The sequence below is a fragment of the Flavobacterium panacagri genome, assembly GCF_030378165.1.
Lineage (GTDB): Bacteria > Bacteroidota > Bacteroidia > Flavobacteriales > Flavobacteriaceae > Flavobacterium > Flavobacterium panacagri.
Map to the genome: position 1 here is coordinate 977,191 of NZ_CP119766.1, position 19,585 is coordinate 996,775.

The 19,585-nt window shown below is 33.6% G+C and carries 21 protein-coding genes; 19 read left to right on the forward strand and 2 right to left on the reverse strand.

Translation table 11 applies throughout. The annotated features are described in order from the left end of the window. The first annotated feature begins 151 nt into the window (after nucleotides 1–151). The 11 genes from P2W65_RS04435 to P2W65_RS04485 all read left to right on the forward strand — a co-directional run bounded on the left by P2W65_RS04435 (nucleotide 152) and on the right by P2W65_RS04485 (nucleotide 10,768). Nucleotides 152–718 carry an NfeD family protein gene (locus P2W65_RS04435; protein ID WP_289663764.1) on the forward strand — a complete coding sequence of 189 codons (567 nt, stop codon included), beginning with the start codon at nucleotides 152–154 and terminating at the stop codon, nucleotides 716–718. Nucleotides 719–729: 11 nt separating this feature from the next. Beyond that, on the forward strand, nucleotides 730–2,250 hold the full coding sequence (locus tag P2W65_RS04440; protein ID WP_289663765.1) for a flotillin family protein: 1,521 nt from the start codon (nucleotides 730–732) through the stop codon (nucleotides 2,248–2,250). Nucleotides 2,251–2,381: 131 nt separating this feature from the next. Next, nucleotides 2,382–3,266: a DMT family transporter gene (locus P2W65_RS04445; protein WP_289663766.1), complete on the forward strand. Its 885-nt coding sequence runs from the start codon at nucleotides 2,382–2,384 to the stop codon at nucleotides 3,264–3,266. 194 nt (nucleotides 3,267–3,460) lie between these two features. After that, nucleotides 3,461–4,168, forward strand: coding sequence for an HAD family hydrolase (locus tag P2W65_RS04450; protein ID WP_109191051.1), 708 nt, complete (start codon nucleotides 3,461–3,463; stop codon nucleotides 4,166–4,168). Then, nucleotides 4,168–4,797 (forward strand): chloramphenicol acetyltransferase, encoded by a 630-nt coding sequence (locus tag P2W65_RS04455; RefSeq protein WP_289663767.1) that lies wholly within the window; start codon nucleotides 4,168–4,170, stop codon nucleotides 4,795–4,797. Before P2W65_RS04450 ends, P2W65_RS04455 begins: the two co-directional genes overlap by 1 nt. 33 nt (nucleotides 4,798–4,830) lie before the next feature. Further along, entirely contained in the window at nucleotides 4,831–6,228 is a 1,398-nt protein-coding gene (locus P2W65_RS04460) for a hypothetical protein (RefSeq protein WP_289663768.1), read from the forward strand. Nucleotides 6,229–6,403: 175 nt separating this feature from the next. Continuing rightward, nucleotides 6,404–7,534, forward strand: a complete 1,131-nt coding sequence (locus P2W65_RS04465) for an OmpA family protein (protein WP_289663769.1) — start codon at nucleotides 6,404–6,406, stop codon at nucleotides 7,532–7,534. Between the two features lie 121 nt (nucleotides 7,535–7,655). Further along, nucleotides 7,656–9,101: a hypothetical protein gene (locus tag P2W65_RS04470; protein ID WP_289663770.1), complete on the forward strand. Its 1,446-nt coding sequence runs from the start codon at nucleotides 7,656–7,658 to the stop codon at nucleotides 9,099–9,101. A gap of 101 nt (nucleotides 9,102–9,202) precedes the next feature. Then, complete coding sequence (locus tag P2W65_RS04475; RefSeq protein ID WP_289663772.1) at nucleotides 9,203–9,721, forward strand: ferritin; 519 nt, start codon at nucleotides 9,203–9,205, stop codon at nucleotides 9,719–9,721. Nucleotides 9,722–9,803: 82 nt separating this feature from the next. Next, complete coding sequence (locus P2W65_RS04480; RefSeq protein WP_091489749.1) at nucleotides 9,804–9,989, forward strand: hypothetical protein; 186 nt, start codon at nucleotides 9,804–9,806, stop codon at nucleotides 9,987–9,989. An 86-nt stretch (nucleotides 9,990–10,075) separates the two neighbouring features. Next, nucleotides 10,076–10,768 carry a DUF2461 domain-containing protein gene (locus P2W65_RS04485; protein ID WP_289663773.1) on the forward strand — a complete coding sequence of 231 codons (693 nt, stop codon included), beginning with the start codon at nucleotides 10,076–10,078 and terminating at the stop codon, nucleotides 10,766–10,768. 100 nt (nucleotides 10,769–10,868) lie between these two features. Here P2W65_RS04485 and P2W65_RS04490 read toward each other — a convergent pair whose 3' ends face one another. Next, complete coding sequence (locus P2W65_RS04490) at nucleotides 10,869–11,195, reverse strand: single-stranded DNA-binding protein (protein WP_289663775.1); 327 nt, start codon at nucleotides 11,193–11,195, stop codon at nucleotides 10,869–10,871. 177 nt (nucleotides 11,196–11,372) lie between these two features. Between P2W65_RS04490 and P2W65_RS04495 the strand changes: the two genes are divergently transcribed. The 4 genes from P2W65_RS04495 to P2W65_RS04510 are packed head-to-tail and all read left to right on the forward strand — an operon-like array spanning nucleotide 11,373 to nucleotide 16,036. Beyond that, the gene (locus P2W65_RS04495) at nucleotides 11,373–12,902 is read left to right on the forward strand and encodes a bifunctional GNAT family N-acetyltransferase/carbon-nitrogen hydrolase family protein (protein ID WP_179003008.1); all 1,530 of its coding nucleotides are present in this window, start codon (nucleotides 11,373–11,375) and stop codon (nucleotides 12,900–12,902) included. 24 nt (nucleotides 12,903–12,926) lie between these two features. Beyond that, a complete protein-coding gene (locus tag P2W65_RS04500; protein WP_179003009.1) occupies nucleotides 12,927–13,271 on the forward strand; it encodes a hypothetical protein in 345 nt (114 codons plus the stop codon). A 10-nt stretch (nucleotides 13,272–13,281) separates the two neighbouring features. Further along, the gene (locus P2W65_RS04505) at nucleotides 13,282–13,629 is read left to right on the forward strand and encodes a hypothetical protein (RefSeq protein WP_091489760.1); all 348 of its coding nucleotides are present in this window, start codon (nucleotides 13,282–13,284) and stop codon (nucleotides 13,627–13,629) included. Nucleotides 13,630–13,645: 16 nt separating this feature from the next. Further along, the gene (locus tag P2W65_RS04510) at nucleotides 13,646–16,036 is read left to right on the forward strand and encodes a M28 family peptidase (protein WP_289663776.1); all 2,391 of its coding nucleotides are present in this window, start codon (nucleotides 13,646–13,648) and stop codon (nucleotides 16,034–16,036) included. Between the two features lie 63 nt (nucleotides 16,037–16,099). On the opposite strand, the gene P2W65_RS04515 is transcribed toward P2W65_RS04510, so the two are convergent. Beyond that, entirely contained in the window at nucleotides 16,100–16,495 is a 396-nt protein-coding gene (locus P2W65_RS04515) for a rhodanese-like domain-containing protein (RefSeq protein ID WP_289663777.1), read from the reverse strand. A gap of 147 nt (nucleotides 16,496–16,642) precedes the next feature. On the opposite strand from P2W65_RS04515, the gene P2W65_RS04520 reads away from it, so the two are divergent. The 4 genes from P2W65_RS04520 (at nucleotide 16,643) to P2W65_RS04535 (ending at nucleotide 19,566) form a co-directional block, all read left to right on the forward strand. Further along, entirely contained in the window at nucleotides 16,643–17,545 is a 903-nt protein-coding gene (locus P2W65_RS04520) for a LysR family transcriptional regulator (protein ID WP_289663778.1), read from the forward strand. Next, complete coding sequence (locus tag P2W65_RS04525) at nucleotides 17,530–17,979, forward strand: GNAT family N-acetyltransferase (protein WP_289663779.1); 450 nt, start codon at nucleotides 17,530–17,532, stop codon at nucleotides 17,977–17,979. Before P2W65_RS04520 ends, P2W65_RS04525 begins: the two co-directional genes overlap by 16 nt. Nucleotides 17,980–18,134: 155 nt before the next feature. Further along, nucleotides 18,135–18,950, forward strand: a complete 816-nt coding sequence (locus tag P2W65_RS04530) for an SDR family oxidoreductase (protein ID WP_289663780.1) — start codon at nucleotides 18,135–18,137, stop codon at nucleotides 18,948–18,950. Between the two features lie 139 nt (nucleotides 18,951–19,089). Further along, nucleotides 19,090–19,566: a methylated-DNA--[protein]-cysteine S-methyltransferase gene (locus P2W65_RS04535; RefSeq protein WP_179003012.1), complete on the forward strand. Its 477-nt coding sequence runs from the start codon at nucleotides 19,090–19,092 to the stop codon at nucleotides 19,564–19,566. Nucleotides 19,567–19,585 lie beyond the last annotated feature (19 nt).

Here is a 19,585-nt window from a genome sequence, read left to right on the forward strand (position 1 = left end):
AAAACTTTTTAAGCGCAAATCAATTATTTGTTAATTGATTTGCGCTTTTTCATTCTGTACAACATCAAATCATTGATTTTTCTTTAAAATTAGTTTTCTTACAAAAAAAATGAGATATTAGCGCCAAAAGTTATTCGAAAAACTGAAAATTATGGAGCTATTAGACAGTTTACCTACGTTGCTTAAATCTTTTTGGTACATCGCGATTCCAACAAGTTTAATTTTTCTTATTCAAACCGTTATTACCTTTTCGGGTCTTGATGTCGCAGACGGATTTGATACCGATTTTGATGCTCACTTACATGATGGCGGTGATTTTCAGCTTTTTTCTTTAAGAAACTTAATCAACTTTTTGTTAGGTTTTAGCTGGACTGGAATTTCTTTTTATTCGACTCTTGGCGAAAAGCCGGTTTTTCTTATTGTTACTTCCTTTGTTGTTGGGGTTTTATTCGTGCTCTTGTTTTTCTTCGTGATCAAACAAGTACAAAAACTAGCCGAAGACAATTCTTTTAAAATAACCAATACGCTAAATAAAACTGCCGAAGTTTATCTGACCATTCCCGAAAAGAAAAGCGGAAAAGGCAAAATCATGATCAGCGTAAACGGTGCATTTCATGAACTGGAAGCCATGACAGAAAATGACAGAATTCCGTCGGGAAGTTCCGTAAAAGTTGTTAAAATAGAAAACAACAATCTCTTAATCGTAGAAACCATATAACATAAATTATAATGATCAACCCAATTATTTTGATTGCAGTTGCGGCAATCGTTCTATTCGTAACCATTTCAGCTTTAATCTCGAGGTACAAGCGCTGTCCTTCAGATAAAATTTTAGTAATCTACGGACGTACCGGAGGAACCTCAGCACGCTGTGTGCACGGTGGAGGTGCTTTTATCTGGCCGGTAATTCAGGATTATTCTTTTCTGGATTTAAAACCGCTTTCTATCGAAGCCAATCTGACCAATGCATTAAGCCGTCAGAACATTAGAGTCGATGTTCCTTGTCGATTTACCATTGCCATTTCTACAGAATCTGACAGCATGAATACGGCTGCGGAAAGATTATTGGGTTTATCATCAGAACAAGTTCAAGAGCTTGCAAAAGATATTTTGTTTGGTCAATTGCGTTTGGTTATTGCAACTATGACTATTGAAGAAATTAACTCTGACCGTGATAAATTCTTGGACAACATTTCTAAAAACGTGGACAGCGAATTGAAGAAAATCGGTTTAAAATTAATCAATGTAAACGTTACGGATATTCGTGACGAATCTGGTTATATCGAAGCTTTAGGAAAAGAAGCTGCTGCAAAAGCAATCAACGAAGCTAAAATTAGCGTTGCAGAACAAGAAAAAATCGGGGAAACTGGTAAAGCTCTTGCCGACAGAGAAAAAGATACTCAAATTGCAGAAACTCACAGAGATCGTGACGTAAAAATTGCGATTACTCAAAAAGACCGTGAAATTAGTATTGCAACAGCTGCTAAAGACGAAACTATTGGTAAAGCTGAAGCAGAAAGAGATACAAGGGTAAAAACTTCCGAGGCTAACGCGATTGCGATTCAGGGAGAGAACGAAGCAAAAATTGCCATTGCGAATTCTGAAGCGATTCGTAGAGAAAAAGAAGCAGAATCTTTGCGTATCGCAATTGCTGCCGAAAAAGTACAACAGGCAAAAGCATTGGAAGAATCTTACCTTGCAGAGCAAAAAGCCGAGTTGGCTCGTTCTGAAAGAGAGCGTTCTACTCAAATTGCGAACATTGTAGTTCCTGCCGAAATTGCTAAACAAAGAGCCATTATCGAAGCACAAGCAGCTGCTGAAACTATCAGAGAAAATGCAAAAGGAGAAGCTGATGCAATTTTCGCTAAAATGGAAGCAGAAGCAAAAGGTCTATTTGAAATCTTAACGAAACAAGCAGAAGGTTATAAAGATGTTGTGGCTGCAGCAGGCGGAGATCCAAGCAAAGCATTCCAACTTTTATTATTAGAGAAACTTCCTGAATTGGTTAAAACTCAAGTTGAAGCTGTTAAAAATATCAAGATTGACAAAATCACGGTTTGGGATTCTGGAAATGGTCAGGGCGAAAATGGTTCAACTGCCAATTTTGTCTCTGGAATGATGAAAACAGTGCCACCATTAAATGATTTATTCAATATGGCCGGATTAAATTTACCAAGTTATTTAAAAGGTGAAGACGTGGCTTCGCCAGAAGCTCCCCCAACCCTTGAAGTTGAAGAGACAAAAGAATAAAAATTCTTCTTTTTAAAAATAAAAAAGCACGAACCGATTATAATTTTTAATCGATTCGTGCTTTTTGCTTTCAAAATACTCACTTTCTAAACTATCTTTGAAGAAAAAATATCTAAGAATAAATACATCTAATGAAACTCACTAAACCAAGATTAGCCCTAATCTGCGGTATCCTTTGCATTTCGATTTTCCCAATATTGGTCAAATTACGTTTAACACCAGGATTGATTTCGGCATTTTACCGAATGTTTTTTGCTGTTTTACTTTTACTGCCTTATGTCATTTTTAGCGGAAACTTTAAACTTCCTAGTCTGAAATTTACACTTTTGGCAATGCTTTGCGGTGTTTTATTTTCCTCAGATGTTGCGGTTTGGAATATTGCTATTCAGGAATCAAGTGCGACTCAGGCTTCTTTGTTAACTAATTTATCTCCTGTTTGGGTTGGAGTTGGTTCTTTCCTTTTTCTGAAATCAAAACCTGCAGCAAATTTCTGGATTGGAACTGTAGTTTCTCTTTTCGGAATGGTAACTTTAGTGGGGTTCGAGTTTTTCATTGATTTGAATTTTGATCAGGCATTTTTGTTTGCTGTTTTATCTGGAATTCTATATTCGATTTATCTTTTGGTCAGCAAAAATGTGCTTTCAGGAGTTGATGTGCTTTCGTTTATGACGATTAGTTTAACCGCTTCCAGCATTTATTTGGGAATTTTATGTTATTCGCTGGACGAATCTTTTACTGGATTTTCAAATGCCGGCTGGTTTGTATTGGTTTTACAAGCAGTAATTTGTCAATTGTGTGCTTGGCTTTCGATTAGTTATGCCACACAGCACATGCGTGCAACCAGAGTTTCGTTGAGTTTGTTAAGTCAGGCGGTAATTACTTCTATTTTGGCTTGGTTGTTTTTGGAAGAAAAAATAACTTTACAGATGGTTTTCGGCGGCATCGTTTTGCTTTTCGGAATCCGAATCACTTTTTACGATAAAACTATTTCTTTGAAAAAGCTGTTTACAAAGTAAAATTAGCCCACAGATTTACACTGCTGATTTGTGAAATTAGTGACGAAAAAGTTTCACGCAGATTCTGCTGATTTTAGCAGATTTATTTAAAAAAATCTTTTTAAGCCTAATAATCTGTAGCAAAAAAATCAGTGCAATTCGTGGCGAAAAAAACTTGAAACCTGAAACAAGCAAACATTTGAAACAAAAAATCTATGTTACATAAAACTAAAATACCAAACTTAAAAGTAATCGCATTTGATGCCGATGATACTTTATTTGTAAACGAACCCTATTTTCAGGAAACCGAACATAAATTTTGTGCTTTGATGGAAGATTATCTTTCCCATCAAGGTATTTCGCAGGAATTATTTAAAATCGAAATTGCCAATCTTCCTTTGTACGGTTACGGAATTAAAGGTTATATTCTTTCAATGATCGAAGCGGCGATGAATATTTCGAATAATACGATTCCTGTTGAAGTCATTGAAAAAATCATTCAATACGGAAAAGAATTGCTTGAAAAACCAATCGAATTACTAGACGGAATCGAAGAAACATTACAAGCGCTTCACGGAAAGTACAAATTGGTCGTAGCAACAAAAGGCGATTTAAAAGATCAGCACAGTAAACTGCACCGTTCTGGTTTAGGACATTATTTTCATCATATTGAAGTCATGTCAGACAAACAAGAAATCGATTATCAAAAACTATTAGGACGTTTAGACATTCAGGCGCATGAATTTTTGATGATTGGAAATTCATTAAAATCAGATGTATTGCCTGTTTTAGGAATTGGCGGCTATGCCGTTCATATTCCGTTTCACACCACTTGGGAACACGAAAAAATTAATCATACCATAGAACACGAGCATTTTAGTTCATTTGAAACTATTGCAGAAGTGGTTCCGAATTTATTATAATGAAAACACTTTTAGACTTAGAAAACTGGAATAGAAAAGAGCATTTTGCTCATTTTAAACAAATGGAAGAGCCTTTCTTTGGCGCAACGGTAGAAATCGATTGTACCAAAGCGTATCAAACTGCCAAAAGTTTAAATGCTTCTTTTTTCATTTTCTATCTGCATAAAACTTTAGTTGCTGTAAATACAATTGAGAATTTTAAATACCGAATTTCCGAAAACAAGATTTACATTAACGATCGTATTGATGCTTCGGCAACAATTGGACGAGAAGATGGTACTTTCGGATTTTCATTAATTGAATATAATTCAGATTTTGACATCTTCAAACAAAATGCTTTAATCGAAATTGAACGTATTCAAAATACAACAGGACTTTTTACAAGAGAATTTAATGATGATAATTTGATTCATTTTTCAGCAATTCCGTGGTTGAACTTTACATCGCTTACACATGCGCGAAGTTTTACTTATCCAGACAGCTGTCCAAAAGTCTCTTTTGGAAAAATGATGGTTTCAGAAACAGGAAAAAGAACCATTTCAATGGCGGTGTATGTACATCACGGTTTGATAGACGGAATGCATCTTGGACAATTTGTAGATCTTTTTCAAGAGCTTATGAATCAATAAATTAAATGGAATAATTTTTGTTCGCAGAAACTTATGAAACAAATCTTCCTTTTTCTGGTATTTATATACAGTACTGTTTCGCTGAGTCAGACAGTATTAACTTCTTATCCTATAGATTTAAAAATACAGAAAGAGGAATGCCAGACTTTAAATGCAGAAAATGTCATTACACACGATGTTTTTGCTTTTATTGCCTCTCGTGACAGTTTGACGATTCTTAAGTACAACAGCGCTTTATTCTTAAACGATAAATTTACCACTAACCGACAATATGTAGAAAACAGATCTTTGATGGGCTATAGTTTTAGCGAAGACGGCAATCCAACTTTATATTGGTTTTCACCGCAAGAAAGCAGCATTATCGTGATCAAATATTATTTTGAAACTAAAACTACGAAAGCTTTAAAATTTACATTACCATTTGAGGAACAATCAGTCATTACTCATTATCAAAAAGACAATAATTTTTACCTTTTTCTAAAATACAAAACAAAACAAGCCTTAACTGTTTATATTTTTAAAAATGGTTTAGCCGATGAAAAGCTTCTTGATTTCTCCTCTTTTATTTTTCGAGATCGCAAAACACAGCAGAAAACATTCAATCAGATTTTAAATGAAAATCCGATAGAAAAAATGGATTCTGGAGAATATAATCCGCTTTATAAAGTAGTAGCCAAAAGCAAACTTTATACGCTCCCAAATCGTTTGATCCTGACTTTAGACCAAAGTCCAAGAAAAACACAACTTTTTGATATTAATCTGGAGAACTCTGAAATAAAAGAAAAAACCTTTTTACAACCTTTGGGAGAGAAAAATCCAAAAACATCCAACTCCTTTTATCATGAGAACAAACTTTATCAGTTCAATGTGAACTCCAACGAACTTTTATTTGACATTAAAGATTATAATTCCGGAGAATCTTTAAAATCATTTACTGTCTTAAAAAATGATACTATCCGATTTAATAATTCACCTCTTTTAACGCAAATTGAAAACCGCAGACCAAAAGAGATAAAAAATACAGGAAGGTTCTTGAAAGAACTGGCCGCTACAGATGCTGGCATTTCTGTTTTTAAAAACAAAAAGAATCTTTTTATCACATTGGGCGGAACTGGCAGCAGTACTAAAACTGTATCCATGAATGGTTTTAATATGTTTGATGATTACTTTGGGGATTTTCCATCTAATAATTATTACAATATTGACAGCAATTATTCTGTTTTTTTCGAAAGTGTATGGACTAAAAAATTAGAGCTGACAACTGAAGCACATGAACCGCTTGCTTCAGACAAGATTTTTTATTTTATAGATACTCACAAAGAGATTTTTATTCCAAATATTTTAAAGTTAAACAATTATTCTATTTTAGGATATTACGACATCACTGCTAAACAGTATGTTCTGCGTAAGTTTACCGATGGCTTTGAATAAACCACTTATTATCAATAAATTAAAACCGATTCTTTTTTCCTATTACTTTCGAATCTCATTTTAGGACACTAGAGAGTCTATAATTACCTTATTCTAATATCTTTCTGACTTTTAGAGGATTTTTCTTCTTACATTTTATTGTTGCTTTGATTCAAATTTAAAATATCAAACTACAATGAAAAAAGTTGTAATGACTCTTGCATTTGCTCTAGCCTTAACAGGGTTACGTGCACAAACAGAAACGAACAGTGGTTTTAATAAATGGTCTATCGAATTTGGAGGAGGGATTAACAAACCACAACGACCATTCTCTCCAGGTTATGCAACAAGTACTCCAAACCTTTGGGTTGGAGATTTAGGGGTACGTTACATGCTTAATAATAAGTTTGGTTTAAAAGCCGACTTTGGTTATAACAGCTTTACAAACCAAAAAAACTCTAAAGATTTTGATTCAAAATACTATAGAGTAGATTTACAAGCTGTTTCCAACTTAGGGCGTATTATGAATTTTGAAACTTGGACCAATACTTTAGGATTATTAGGCCACGCAGGTTTTGGTTTAGCCCAGCTAGAAAGTAATCGTTCTAATGAAAAAGACCTAATTGGAAATTTTATTGTTGGTGTTACAGGACAAATAAGATTATCTAACAGAGTTGCCTTAACGGGAGACTTCTCTACAATTTTAAATGCATCACAAAACCACACTTTTGATGGCGCTTACATCGGTACAGGAAAAGGCTTTTCAGGAATACTTTTTAATGGTACTGTAGGACTAAATGTTTATTTAGGCAAAAATGCTAAACATGCCGACTGGACTGTAATTGCAAATGATAATGCTAACGTTGAAGCTTTAGAAAGCAAAATAGCAGATCTGGAATCTCAGATCAAAAAAATACCTGCGCAAAAAGAAATTGTGAGAGAAAAACAAGTTAGTGCACCGCAGCCTACTGACAATGAATTGATCAAAAGAATGATCAACGATAAGTATTACAGTGTTTATTTTGACTTTAACAAAACAACTCCAATAGAAAACTCAACTGCAGCGATCGATGTGGTTTTAACTTATTTAAGAAAAAACCCATCTGCATCACTTGATTTAATTGGATATGCTGACCAAGTTGGAAAAGCAGATTACAATGAAAAACTATCAAACGCAAGAGCCAATAATGTAAAAACTATTTTAGAGAAAGCTGGAATTGCTTCATCTCGTTTAAACGTTGTTGCTAATGGCGCTGATACGTCTATCCAAAAAGATTCTGAAGAAGCTAGAAGATTAGCCAGAAGAGTCACTTTTATTGTGAAATAATTTTCTTTTTTAAATGGTGAATTAAAGTCCTTAAGATGTTATCTTAAGGACTTTTTTATTGCTTAAATTTGATACATGCAATAACATAAAAATTGGAATAAATTTTGATGAATTTTCCGTTATGAAAAAACTGCTTCTACTTTTCGTTTTATTTTCTAAAACAGTATTGTTTAGTCAAACTGTTTTAAATTCTTTGCCACTAAATCTGAACTTTCTAGGAAAAACTCAGATTTTAAATGCACAAGATGAAAAAACCAAGGATATTTACGCTTTTACCTGGGACAATAAAAATGTAAATATTTTAAAATACAATCCATCTTTGTTTCTTGCTAGCCAATTTAGCGATTCTATAAAACATGAAACAAGTCGGGATTTAGTTGGTTACAGTATAAGTGAGGACAAAAAACCATCGTTATACTGGAGTTCCCGTGATTATAAGAACATTTTAATTACCACTTATAATCTGGATAACAAAACCTCAGAATCCTTAAAATTTGATTTTCCAAAAAACCAAGATTATATTATTAGTTCTTTCCAGCAGAACAATACTTTCTACATTCTGGCAAAAGAAAAAGATTTTGAACATCTGCTTCTTTACAAATTTGAAGATGGAAAATGTGAAATTAAAATGTTTGATTTTTCTTCATTTATTTTTAAAAATGAAAGGAATGTTCAAATTTCTTTCAACGCACTTATCAAATATTTCCCAATAAACAAAGTAGACCCAAATATTTATGCTCCAATAGAATTGGCTTCAAGTAGCAGCAAAATGTATGTAATTCAGGATCATATTATTTTGACATTTGATAATACTCTTATCAAAACACAAGTCTTCGATCTTAGTATTAAAACCGGTGATATAAAAGAAAAAACTTTTGATTTCCCAGCTTCGGAAACTCCAACCCGAACAACAAATTCATTTTATAGTGATAATAAATTATTTCAGGTAAAGGCTAATAAAGAATTCCTTCTATTTGAAATCAAAGATTTTGAATCTGGAAAGGGCATTAAGAATTATTCATTTTCAAAAAATGATACAATTCCCTTTATGAACTCCCCTTTTGTTATGCAAATTGACAACAACGAACCTCGTCAATTAAAAACCACTGAAAAATTCCTAAAAAATATAAACGGACTTCCTGCCGGTATTTCAGTTTTTAAAAACCATAAAAACAGTTTCATCACTTTTAGCGGTTTTGGAGAATATAGAGACTTTTATTTTTCTTTCAATTCTATGGATGATTTTGGAGAGCGTATCCCTTATTCGTTAAGTAAAGCAGTCTATTTTGACGCTATGTTAAATGAGAATTGGAATTTTACAAAAGATTTTCAAGCAAGACCTTTGGCGGTCGATAATCTGTTTTACTTTTTAAATAACAATAAAAACATAAGATTGTACGATACACTAAGATTAAAAGATTTTTATATTTTAAGTTATTACGACATTGCTTCTAAGCAATTTATCATGCGAAAATTTACGGATGGCCCGATGATGGAAGACAATGGAAATCCGATTATGAATAAGTCTCAATTCTCAAAACCATTCTCTTTTGGTGATATAAAATAGCATTAAATTTATTGGAAGTGAATTGAAATACGTATTGTTTTCAGGGTTTTGAAAAAATGGTTTGGATTATTTTTTCTAATTTTACAAAAAAGACACATATTATGCTATCAAAAAATATTGAATTGGCTTTAAACAAGCAAATCCGCATAGAAGCAGAATCTTCGCAAACGTATCTTTCTATGGCTTGTTGGGCAGAAGTACAAGGATTAGAGGGAATTGCTCAATTTATGTACACACAGTCAGATGAAGAGCGTGCTCACATGCTTAAATTGGTTAAGTATGTAAACGAACGCGGAGGTCACGCTCAGGTAACAGACCTTAAAGCACCAAAAACGACTTACACTACTTTCAAAGAAATGTTTGAGGAGCTTTACAATCACGAACTTTTTGTATCGAAATCGATCAACGAATTAGTGCATATTACTTTTGAAGAAAAAGATTATGCTACACATAATTTCTTACAATGGTATGTTTCTGAACAAATCGAAGAAGAAGCAACTGCTAAATCTATTCTGGATAAAATCAACTTAATTGGAGACGATAAAGGCGGACTTTACCTGTTCGACCGTGATATTCAGCAATTAACAGTTACCAGTTCGATTGCTATCAATCCAAAATAAAAAAAGTTAAAGTTTATTTAGAATATTTAAAAATTACTTTTTTGGTTTATATTTGTCTCTGTTTTTATAATACAGAGGAAAATTGGGCAAGAAAGAAAAAGACAAGGAGAAGAAAAAGGATAAAAAGAAAAAGAAAAATTCTGAAATCCTTGATAAGATTAAGAAGATTGAAAACTGTAAATCTTCTTGCTGTGAGAAATATAAAAAGAGCGAAAAAAAGCGCTGTTCTCGCTGTCCTATGTTTGATTTATTCAAAAAAACGGCTTAACAAAATATACAAAAACCCATTGGATTTCTCTAATGGGTTTTTTAGTTTTAAATTGCAGCCAATCTTTCTGATTTTTAAATTCAATTATGGAAAACAACGTTACTATACCGAAATCGAGTCTCGATTTTCTGGTTCAGCTTAAAGAAAACAATAACAAACCCTGGTTTGACGATCATAAATCTGAATATTTAATCGAATTAGAACATATTCAAAACTTTGCAGATGCTTTGCTAAAAGAACTTTCTAAAACCGATGTTTTAGAAAATGCTTCAGGAAAAAAAAGCGTTTACCGAATCTATCGTGATATTCGTTTTTCGAAAGACAAAACTCCTTTTAAACATTATTGGGGAGGAAGTTACACACGAGCAACAGCAGCGAGACGTGGTGGTTATTATTTTCATTTGGAAAAGGGAAACAGTTTTTTCGCCGGCGGATTTTGGGGACCAAATGCATCCGATTTAAAACGAATCAGAACTGAATTTGGATTTAATTCTGAAGCTTTTAGAGAAATCCTAAATTCCAAATCTTTTAAAGACACTTTTGGAACTTTGCAGGGCGAGCAACTTAAAACAGCTCCAAAAGGTTTTGATGCCGATCATGAAGCCATTGATTTACTACGTTACAAACAATTTTTAATCATCAAACGTTTTACAGATGAGGAAGTACTAAGTTCAATGTTTTTAGAACAAGCCTTGGACACTTTCAAAAAAATGAGACCTTTCTTTGATTATATGAGCGAAGTATTGACAACGGATAGCAATGGCGTTTCAATTTTATAATTATACTTCGTTATAAAAAATTAAACCCGACAGTCCCGAAGCCTCGGGATTAAACCTGTCGGGTTTGTTTTCCTTTTCGTGGCGTATAATCAAAAGTTATTTATAGCAATAAAATCTCGTTTACAACAACTTCGGTGATGTATCTTTTCTCTCCGTTTTTGTCATCGTAACTTCTGTGAGTTAGTTTACCTTCAACTGCGACTTCTTTTCCTTTTACAACAAACTTTTCGATAATTTCGGCTACTTTTCCCCAGGCAGTTACACGATGCCATTCGGTTTGTTCTACCTTATCTCCTTTTTCGTTTCTGTAAACATCGTTGGTTGCGATTGTTAAATGCACTAGCTTTTTACCGCTTTCTAATGTTTTAACTTCTGGATCATTCCCTACATTCCCAATTAACTGTACTCTGTTTTTCATTGCATTCATGGCGTATATTATTTAAATGTTAGTATAACTTGAAATTGTTCGTCAACTTCAACGATGCAAAGATGATACAGCCCAGCAATAACAGTCGGTTATTAACTATTTACTATCGACTGTAACTATTTGTAACCGTTTGTAATTGGAATTCTTTTTTTGTATATTTGAGATAAACCTTACTATATGCAGGCAAAAATCAAAAAAGTCGAGTTACGAAATTTAGAAATTGAAGACTATAAACAATTAAAAAAATCAATGATCGAATCGTATCCTGAAATGGCCGATTCGTATTGGGGATCTGAAGATATAGAAAGATTACTTTCTATTTTTCCAGAAGGACAATTGGTAATTTTGGTTGATGGAAAAGTCGTTGGTTCTGCATTATCTCTAATTGTTGATGAAAAATTAGTAGAAAAAAGACATAATTACCAACAAATTAGTGGCGATTACAAATTCTCTACCCATAATCCAAATGCTGAAATTTTATACGGAATAGATGTTTTTATTCACCCAAATTATAGAGGTTTACGTCTAGGTCGTCGATTATACGATGCCAGAAAGGAACTTTGCGAACAGCTGAACTTAAAAGCAATTGTTTTTGCAGGCAGAATTCCGAGTTACAGGGAACATGCTAAAAAGATGTCTCCAAAAACCTATATCGAAAAAGTACGAACCAAAGAGTTGTATGATCCTGTTCTTTCTTTTCAGTTAAGCAATGATTTTCATGTTTTGAGAGTCATCAAAAATTATTTGGAAGGCGATGAAGAATCGAAAGAGTTTGCGGTTTTACTGGAATGGAATAATATTTATTATGATGACAGTCCGAAACTAATTAATCTAAAGAAAAACATCATTCGTTTGGGATTAATTCAATGGCAGATGCGCCCATTAAACAACGTTGAAGCATTATTTGAACAAGCTGAATTCTTTATCGATGCTGTTTCTGGATATGGCTCTGATTTTGCTCTTTTTCCCGAATTATTCATTGCACCTTTAATGGCCGATTACAATCATTTATCTGAAGCAGAAGCAATTCGGGAATTGGCACGCCATTCTGACCCAATCAGAAAGCGATTTCAGGAATTTGCGATTTCATACAACATCAATATCATTACCGGAAGTATGCCTTATTTGGAAGGTGGAAATCTTTACAATGTCGGTTTCTTGTGCAAAAGAGATGGAACTTCAGAAATGTATACCAAAATTCATATTACCCCAAACGAAGTGATTCATTGGGGAATGAAAGGTGGCTCTGAGTTTAAAACCTTTGATACCGATTGTGGGAAAATTGGAATTTTAATTTGTTATGATGTCGAATTCCCAGAACTTCCAAGACTTTTAGCTGATGAAGGAATGGATATTTTATTCGTGCCTTTTTTAACAGACACACAAAATGGATATACTCGTGTAAAACATTGTTCACAAGCACGTGCAATCGAAAATGAATGTTATGTAGCCATAGCAGGTTGTGTTGGAAATCTTCCGAAAGTAAACAATATGGACATTCAATATGCACAGTCTTCTGTATTTACACCTTCTGATTTTGCTTTTCCAAGCAACGGAATTAAAGCTGAAGCCACTCCAAACACCGAAATGACTTTAATTGTAGATGTTGATCTGAATTTATTAAAAGAACTTCATGAACATGGAAGTGTCAAAACATTAAAAGACAGAAGAAAAGATCTTTATGAACTTAAAAAGCTAAATTCATAAAGAGCTCATTAAATAAAAGAACCAATGACTGTCATTAGAAGAAATCCGTTATTTGAAATCTATATTGAAAATGATCATTTGGTAGTTAATAATACTGATTTCAGGAGGGATAACGGCATATTTGAAATTGACAGTATTACAAGTGTAGAACTGATAAGAAATTTATCTTTTATTAATAAAATAATAGAAACAACATTTGGACTAAATGTCCCCGCAAAATCAAGCGAACTTAGAATTAATTTGGAAAATGGTTTTAAGGATATTGTTCTAACCCATTGTGACCTTAAAAAAGTGGAACTTTTAATCTACAAAATCAATCAAGCAATTATTAAAAGAGAAAACGAAAAACCTAGTTTATCAACGAAATAAAAATTGTTAAATGAAGACATGCCTCGAATGTTCCGTTAAGATTGTTGGCCGAGAAGACAAGAAATTTTGCTCTGATAGCTGCCGAAATGCGTACAATAACAAAATAAATAAAGATAGTACAAATTTCATGCGAAATATAAACAACAAGTTACGCAAAAATTACCGTATTTTGGCAGAGTTAAATGTAGATGGAAAATCAAAGGCATCGCGTGACAAATTATTAAACAAAGGCTTTGATTTTGAGTTTTTTACAAACATTTTACAGACAAAGACAGGAAATACATATTATTTCTTGTATGACCAAGGCTATCGTTCCTTGGACAATGATTATTTTATGCTTGTTAAAAAAGAAATATAGTTAGCGTTTATTAACCATGAGAAAAAACCAAACCTCAATTCTAGCCATTGTCTGTGTCTTAGCTCTGCTGGGCATTATATGCGCCACCATGATGCCGCAAGGAATCAATAAAGATGATGAAGCACTCGCGGAATTCTCAACCGAAAGAGCTTTAAACCAAGTCGAAATTATTGCGCAAAAGCCCCATTATGTCGGATCGACAAATCATGAACTAGTTGCCAATTATTTAAAACTCGAATTAAACAGAATTGGTTTAGAAACTAGTGTTCAGGAAGGTTATACTTTAAACGACAGAGGCCTTTTAGTAAAATCTAAAAATATTTTAGCAAGAATAAAAGGAACTAACAATACCAAAGCACTTTTACTTCTTTCTCATTACGATAGTGCTCCACATTCTTTCTCAAAAGGAGCAAGCGACGACGCTTCGGGTGTCGCAACAATTTTAGAAGGTGTTCGTGCCTTTTTATATTCTAAACATCCTCAGAAAAATGACATCATCATTTTATTTTCAGATGCCGAAGAATTAGGTCTAAATGGAGCTGCTCTTTTTGTGAATCAGCATCCGTGGGCAAAAGATGTTGGTGTGGTTTTAAACTTTGAAGCCCGCGGAAGTTCTGGACCAAGCTATATGCTAATGGAAACCACAAAAGGAAATGAAGCCATGGTAAAAGCATTTTCTGATGCCAAAACTTCTTATCCAGTTTCCAATTCATTGATGTACAGTATTTACAAAATGCTTCCAAACGATACTGATTTAACTGTTTTTAGAGAACAAGGAAATATTCAGGGTTACAACTTTGCATTTATAGATGGACATTTTAACTATCATACACAGCAAGACGATGTTCAGCATTTGAGCAAAACTACTTTAGCACATCAGGGCACTTACATCATGCCTTTGATCAAATATTTGAGCAACATTGATTTAACTAAAACAGAATCTACTGAAGATAATGTATATTTCAGTGCTCCGTTTTCATTCATAAGTTATCCTTTTTCCTGGGTAATGCCAATGACATTAATTGCTTTTGGATTATTGGCTTTATTTATTTTCATCGGAAAGGTAAAAAGAATCATCACTTTCAGAGAAATATTCAGAGGATTTGTACCTCTTTTGGGATCTATAATCATTGCTGGTTTAGTTACCTTTTTAGGATGGAAACTGATTTTGGAAATCTATCCGCAATATTCTGATCTTTTAAACGGATTTACCTATAACGGACACGCTTATATTGGCGCTTTTGTCACTTTAAGTATTGCAATTTGTTTTGCTTTCTACCATCATTTTTCTGAAGCTAAAATTACCATGAATCATTTCGTGGCTCCTCTTTTACTTTGGATTATCATTAATGGATTTTTAGCAAACAGCTTAACAGGCGCAGGATTTTTAATCATTCCTGTTTATTTTGGAATTCTATTGTTCGGAATATTTATTTTCACACAGCATTATAGTTTGGGAGTCAATTTAATTTTCAGTATTCCAGCTTTGGCGATCATTGCACCGTTTATTGTAATGTTTCCAGTTGGCCTAGGACTTAAAATTCTATTCGGAAGTGCTATTTTAACCGTTTTGTTATTTGGATTATTATTGCCAATATTTGGAGATTTTGCCCGAAAAGGAATTTGGACTGTGGTTTTCTTCCTTGCTTCTATCTCTTTTTTCATCTATGCAGGATATCATTCTGATTATGAACCAGGCAAAGCCAAATCAAACAGTTTATTATATGTTTATAATGCTGACAACAATTCTGCCGTATGGACAACTTATGACAAAAACCTTGATGACTGGACAAAATCTTATGTAGGCGAAAAGAATCAAAAAGCAGTGGGTTTAAATTCACTTCCATTGGCAAGTAAATACAATTCAACATTTACTTATAGCGCTATCGCACCAGTTGTTGATGTTCCTAAACCAACAATTCAGTTTTTAAGAGACAGCGTAATTGGAAATAACCGATATCTGAAAATCAGAATCACACCAAACAGAAAAGTAAACCGTTACGATATCTACGCCAATCCAAAAATGACGTTTTATAACTTTAAAGCAAATGGTGTAGCCACTTCCGGAGAAAAAGGAAATCGTTTACAACGCGAAGACAGCAAAATTCTTTGTTACTATGTTGTAGGCAATGAACCTTTGGAAATGGAATTCTACATCAACAAATCGTCTATTTTTGATATGGATTTAATTGAAAGTTCATTTGATTTAATGTCAAATCCACTTCTAAATGTTAAACCAAGAGAAAACTGGATGATGCCGACTCCTTTTGTTTTAAATGACGCTATTCTAATTCAGCAGAAAATAAAAAGATATGTTGCTCCAGTAAAACCAATCGAAACGGCTCCTGTTGTAGACAGTTCAGCGGTTTCAAAAGACAGTATAAAACCAGTTGCATTACCAGAATAAAGCAAATTAAGAAATAATAAAAAGGCAGACTTTATAATTTTTAAAGTCTGCCTTTTTTTATTTTCAGCAAGCGCATTCCACTTTTAATCCTTCTTTTACACCTTTTGTGCCTTCTGTTGAAAAACCGTCAATTTTCCACCATTCCAGTCCTCCAATTAGTTCCTTAACCTTGAATCCTAATTTGGTCATGTTCAAAGATCCTTTTGTCGAAGCATTACAGCCAATTCCGGTACAGTACACTACATACAGAATCTCTTTGTCCAAATGTTGTGTCGTTTCCAGATTCATTTCGCGGTGCGGCATATTAATAGCATTTGGGATATGCTCTTCATCATAACCAAAAGCTCTTCGGGCATCGATTACTACTATTTTTTCGCCATCGTTTAAAGCGTCAAATAAGTCTGAAGGATCCATTTCAAAAGCTAACTTATTCTCGTAATGTTTAATTTGTGTTTCCATTGTACTTATGTTTTAATGATTTTATTTTCCAAAAGTAAAAGTTCAATACACACCAGAAAAACGAAAAGAATTCATGGATCGCATTAGTTTTTTTCATGCAAAAGCCAATCTAAATTTTTGTTACTTTGTTGTGTAAACATCTGGAAAATGGAAATTCGACATTTAAAACTGATAAAAGCAATTGTGGAAGAAGGCAGTATAACCAAAGCCATCGACAAACTTCATTTGACACAATCAGCTTTAAGCCATCAGCTCAAAGAAGCCGAATATCAATTGGGTACTGCCATTTTTTTAAGAACCAATAAAAAACTGGTTCTTACCAAAGCAGGTAAAAAAATCTATGAAATGGCCAATGAAATCCTGAACAAGCTTTCTGAAACTGAAAGTCAGATCAAGCAAATGGTTTTTGGAGAATCTGGCGAAATCCGAATTAGTACCGAATGTTTTTCGAGTTATCACTGGCTTCCGTCGGTTTTAAAACAGTTTCATCTTCTGTATCCCAATGTTGAGCTTAAAATCGTAACCGAAGCCACACATATTCCGTTACAGAAGCTTTTAGAAAACACTATCGATATTGCCATAGTAAGCGATACTATTAAAGATAATCATATCAAATACACCGAACTTTTTCAGGATGAAATGGTAATGGTTGTTTCTGATAATCATTCTTGGGCCGATAAAAAATATGTGATTGCCGAAGATTTCGTAAATGAACATCTCATAATTCATTCGTTGCCGCTTGAAACCGTTACCATTCACCAGTTTCTTTTGGCTCCAGCCAAAATTTCACCCAAAAAGATAACGCCAATGCCATTAACAGAAGCCTCTTTGGAAATGGTAAAAGCCGATATGGGGGTAATGTCGATGGCAAAATGGGCATTACAACCACATTTAAAAAATAATCCAATTAAAGCAGTTAAAATCGGAAAGAATGGTTTGAAACGGAAACATTATGTAGCAACAAGAGCCAACGAAAACAATCCTGATTATTTTCAGCATTTTATACATTTTCTACAAAACGAAATTAACCTCCAATGGAATATTCAATAAGAAACTGCGAAGTAACCGATTTACCTAAACTGGTAATACTATGTCAAAAACATGCCGATTTTGAAAAAGCCGACTTTTCTCCTGAAGGAAAAGAAGAAAGTTTGAAAAAAGCACTTTTCGCTGAAAATCCAAAACTTCATTGCCTGGTTGTTGTCGTAAAAAACACTATTATGGGATATGTTTCGTATACTTTTGACTTTTCAACTTGGGATGCAGCTAATTTTCTGTACATGGACTGTTTATTTTTAGAAGAAGAAGCACGAAGTTTTGGAATTGGTGAAGTCCTAATTGCTAAACTAAAAGAAATTGGAATCCAAAATCAATGTGTTAATATACAATGGCAGACTCCTCAGTTTAACAAAAGAGCCATTAAATTCTATAACAGAATGGGCGCAAAAGGAAAAGATAAAGTCCGATTTACTTTAACTTTGTAAAAACTTAATCACAAACAATCATCTAGTTTGTTTCACGCAGATTTAGCAGATTTAATCTGCAAATAATTATCTGTGGATGCAACTTAAATGTTTTTAAAATCTGCGTGAAACAAAAACCTCTGAACCTTTGTAACTTTACTCCTTTAAAAGAAAAAATGAAACAAATAAGTATATTAGGCTGCGGGTGGTTAGGTTTACCTTTGGCAAAAAAACTAATCGAAAAAGTAAATCCAGTAAACGGATCAACTACTTCTGAAAACAAACTTCCAATTTTAAAAGATGCTGGAATAACTCCGTTTTTGGTAAATGTTGAAGCTGATGGAGTTTCTGAAAATATTGGTCTTTTTTTAGCGGAAAGCGAAATGCTAATTATCAACATTCCTCCTAAACTTCGCAATGAAAATCCCGATTCTGAAAGAAAGGTTTTTGTGGAAAAAATCAAAAATCTAATTCCGTTTGTAGAAAAATCAAATATAAAAAAGATCCTTTTTGTAAGCTCAACTTCTGTTTATGGAGATGACAATAACGTGGTTACAGAAGAAACTATTCCAAATCCGGAAACAGAAAGTGGCAGACAATTGCTTTTAGCGGAAACTTTACTTCAAAACAATCCAAACTTCGAAACAACAATTCTGCGCTTTGGAGGATTAATTGGAGAAGATCGTCATCCTGTCAAATTTTTAACTGGAAAAGAAAACCTTGAAAATCCTGATGCTCCAGTGAATTTAATTCATCAAAAAGATTGTATTGGCATAATTGAAGAAATTATAAAACAGTCAAAATGGAATGAAGTTTTCAATGCCGTTGCATCTTTTCATCCTACAAGAGAGGAATATTATACACAAAAAGCAAAAGATTTAAATCTGGTTTTACCGAAATTCAGTTCTGAAAAATCAAACATTAAAAAGACTATTTCTAGCGGAAAAATTGAGACAATTTTAAACTATCAATTTAAGCTGGAGAATTATTAAAACCGTATAAGTTATGTAAGTTCATTTAAAAAGGCTTTTCCTAAAAACAAAAACTTAAATTACTTATATAACTTACATGGTTTAAAAAAAACTTTGCGAACTTTGCGCTAAACTTAGCGTCTTTGCGGTTAAAAAAATTATGGAAACAGTTTATATCAACTCCCCTTTAGGAATCACCAAAATTATTGGAGATGAAAATGGTATTGCCGTAATTTCAGTTTCTGATGTTGGTACAAACGAAGTTTCTCAGACTATTCCCGAAGTTTTACAAAAAGCAGTTTTGCAGTTAAATGAATATTTCGAAGGCAAAAGAACCGATTTTGAGCTCAAACTAAATCCGCAGGGAACCGAATTCCAGCAGAAAGTCTGGAAATCCTTATTAGAAATCCCATACGGAAAAACGGTTAGCTACATGGATCAGACCAAAAAACTGGGCGATGTTAAAGCCATTCGTGCAGTAGCTTCGGCAAATGGAAAAAATCCGCTTTGGATTGTAGTTCCTTGCCACAGAGTTATCGGAACAAACGGATCACTAACAGGATATGCAGGCGGATTGTCCCGCAAGAAATGGCTTTTGGAACATGAATGCCCATCTCCACAGCAAAGTTTATTTTAGTTTTATAGCCACGAATTCA

What these genes read in the sequence shown, in the direction of transcription:
- P2W65_RS04465 (WP_289663769.1), top strand. Translation starts at nt 6,404, where the DNA reads ATGAAAAAAGTTGTAATGACTCTTGCATTTGCTCTAGCCTTAACAGGG.
- P2W65_RS04515 (WP_289663777.1), bottom strand. Translation starts at nt 16,495, where the DNA reads ATGGAAACACAAATTAAACATTACGAGAATAAGTTAGCTTTTGAAATG.
- P2W65_RS04500 (WP_179003009.1), top strand. Translation starts at nt 12,927, where the DNA reads ATGACTGTCATTAGAAGAAATCCGTTATTTGAAATCTATATTGAAAAT.
- P2W65_RS04445 (WP_289663766.1), top strand. Translation starts at nt 2,382, where the DNA reads ATGAAACTCACTAAACCAAGATTAGCCCTAATCTGCGGTATCCTTTGC.
- P2W65_RS04485 (WP_289663773.1), top strand. Translation starts at nt 10,076, where the DNA reads ATGGAAAACAACGTTACTATACCGAAATCGAGTCTCGATTTTCTGGTT.
- P2W65_RS04525 (WP_289663779.1), top strand. Translation starts at nt 17,530, where the DNA reads ATGGAATATTCAATAAGAAACTGCGAAGTAACCGATTTACCTAAACTG.
- P2W65_RS04520 (WP_289663778.1), top strand. Translation starts at nt 16,643, where the DNA reads ATGGAAATTCGACATTTAAAACTGATAAAAGCAATTGTGGAAGAAGGC.
- P2W65_RS04475 (WP_289663772.1), top strand. Translation starts at nt 9,203, where the DNA reads ATGCTATCAAAAAATATTGAATTGGCTTTAAACAAGCAAATCCGCATA.
- P2W65_RS04490 (WP_289663775.1), bottom strand. Translation starts at nt 11,195, where the DNA reads ATGAATGCAATGAAAAACAGAGTACAGTTAATTGGGAATGTAGGGAAT.
- P2W65_RS04440 (WP_289663765.1), top strand. Translation starts at nt 730, where the DNA reads ATGATCAACCCAATTATTTTGATTGCAGTTGCGGCAATCGTTCTATTC.
- P2W65_RS04505 (WP_091489760.1), top strand. Translation starts at nt 13,282, where the DNA reads ATGAAGACATGCCTCGAATGTTCCGTTAAGATTGTTGGCCGAGAAGAC.
- P2W65_RS04455 (WP_289663767.1), top strand. Translation starts at nt 4,168, where the DNA reads ATGAAAACACTTTTAGACTTAGAAAACTGGAATAGAAAAGAGCATTTT.
- P2W65_RS04450 (WP_109191051.1), top strand. Translation starts at nt 3,461, where the DNA reads ATGTTACATAAAACTAAAATACCAAACTTAAAAGTAATCGCATTTGAT.
- P2W65_RS04495 (WP_179003008.1), top strand. Translation starts at nt 11,373, where the DNA reads ATGCAGGCAAAAATCAAAAAAGTCGAGTTACGAAATTTAGAAATTGAA.
- P2W65_RS04460 (WP_289663768.1), top strand. Translation starts at nt 4,831, where the DNA reads ATGAAACAAATCTTCCTTTTTCTGGTATTTATATACAGTACTGTTTCG.
- P2W65_RS04510 (WP_289663776.1), top strand. Translation starts at nt 13,646, where the DNA reads ATGAGAAAAAACCAAACCTCAATTCTAGCCATTGTCTGTGTCTTAGCT.
- P2W65_RS04470 (WP_289663770.1), top strand. Translation starts at nt 7,656, where the DNA reads ATGAAAAAACTGCTTCTACTTTTCGTTTTATTTTCTAAAACAGTATTG.
- P2W65_RS04435 (WP_289663764.1), top strand. Translation starts at nt 152, where the DNA reads ATGGAGCTATTAGACAGTTTACCTACGTTGCTTAAATCTTTTTGGTAC.
- P2W65_RS04530 (WP_289663780.1), top strand. Translation starts at nt 18,135, where the DNA reads ATGAAACAAATAAGTATATTAGGCTGCGGGTGGTTAGGTTTACCTTTG.
- P2W65_RS04535 (WP_179003012.1), top strand. Translation starts at nt 19,090, where the DNA reads ATGGAAACAGTTTATATCAACTCCCCTTTAGGAATCACCAAAATTATT.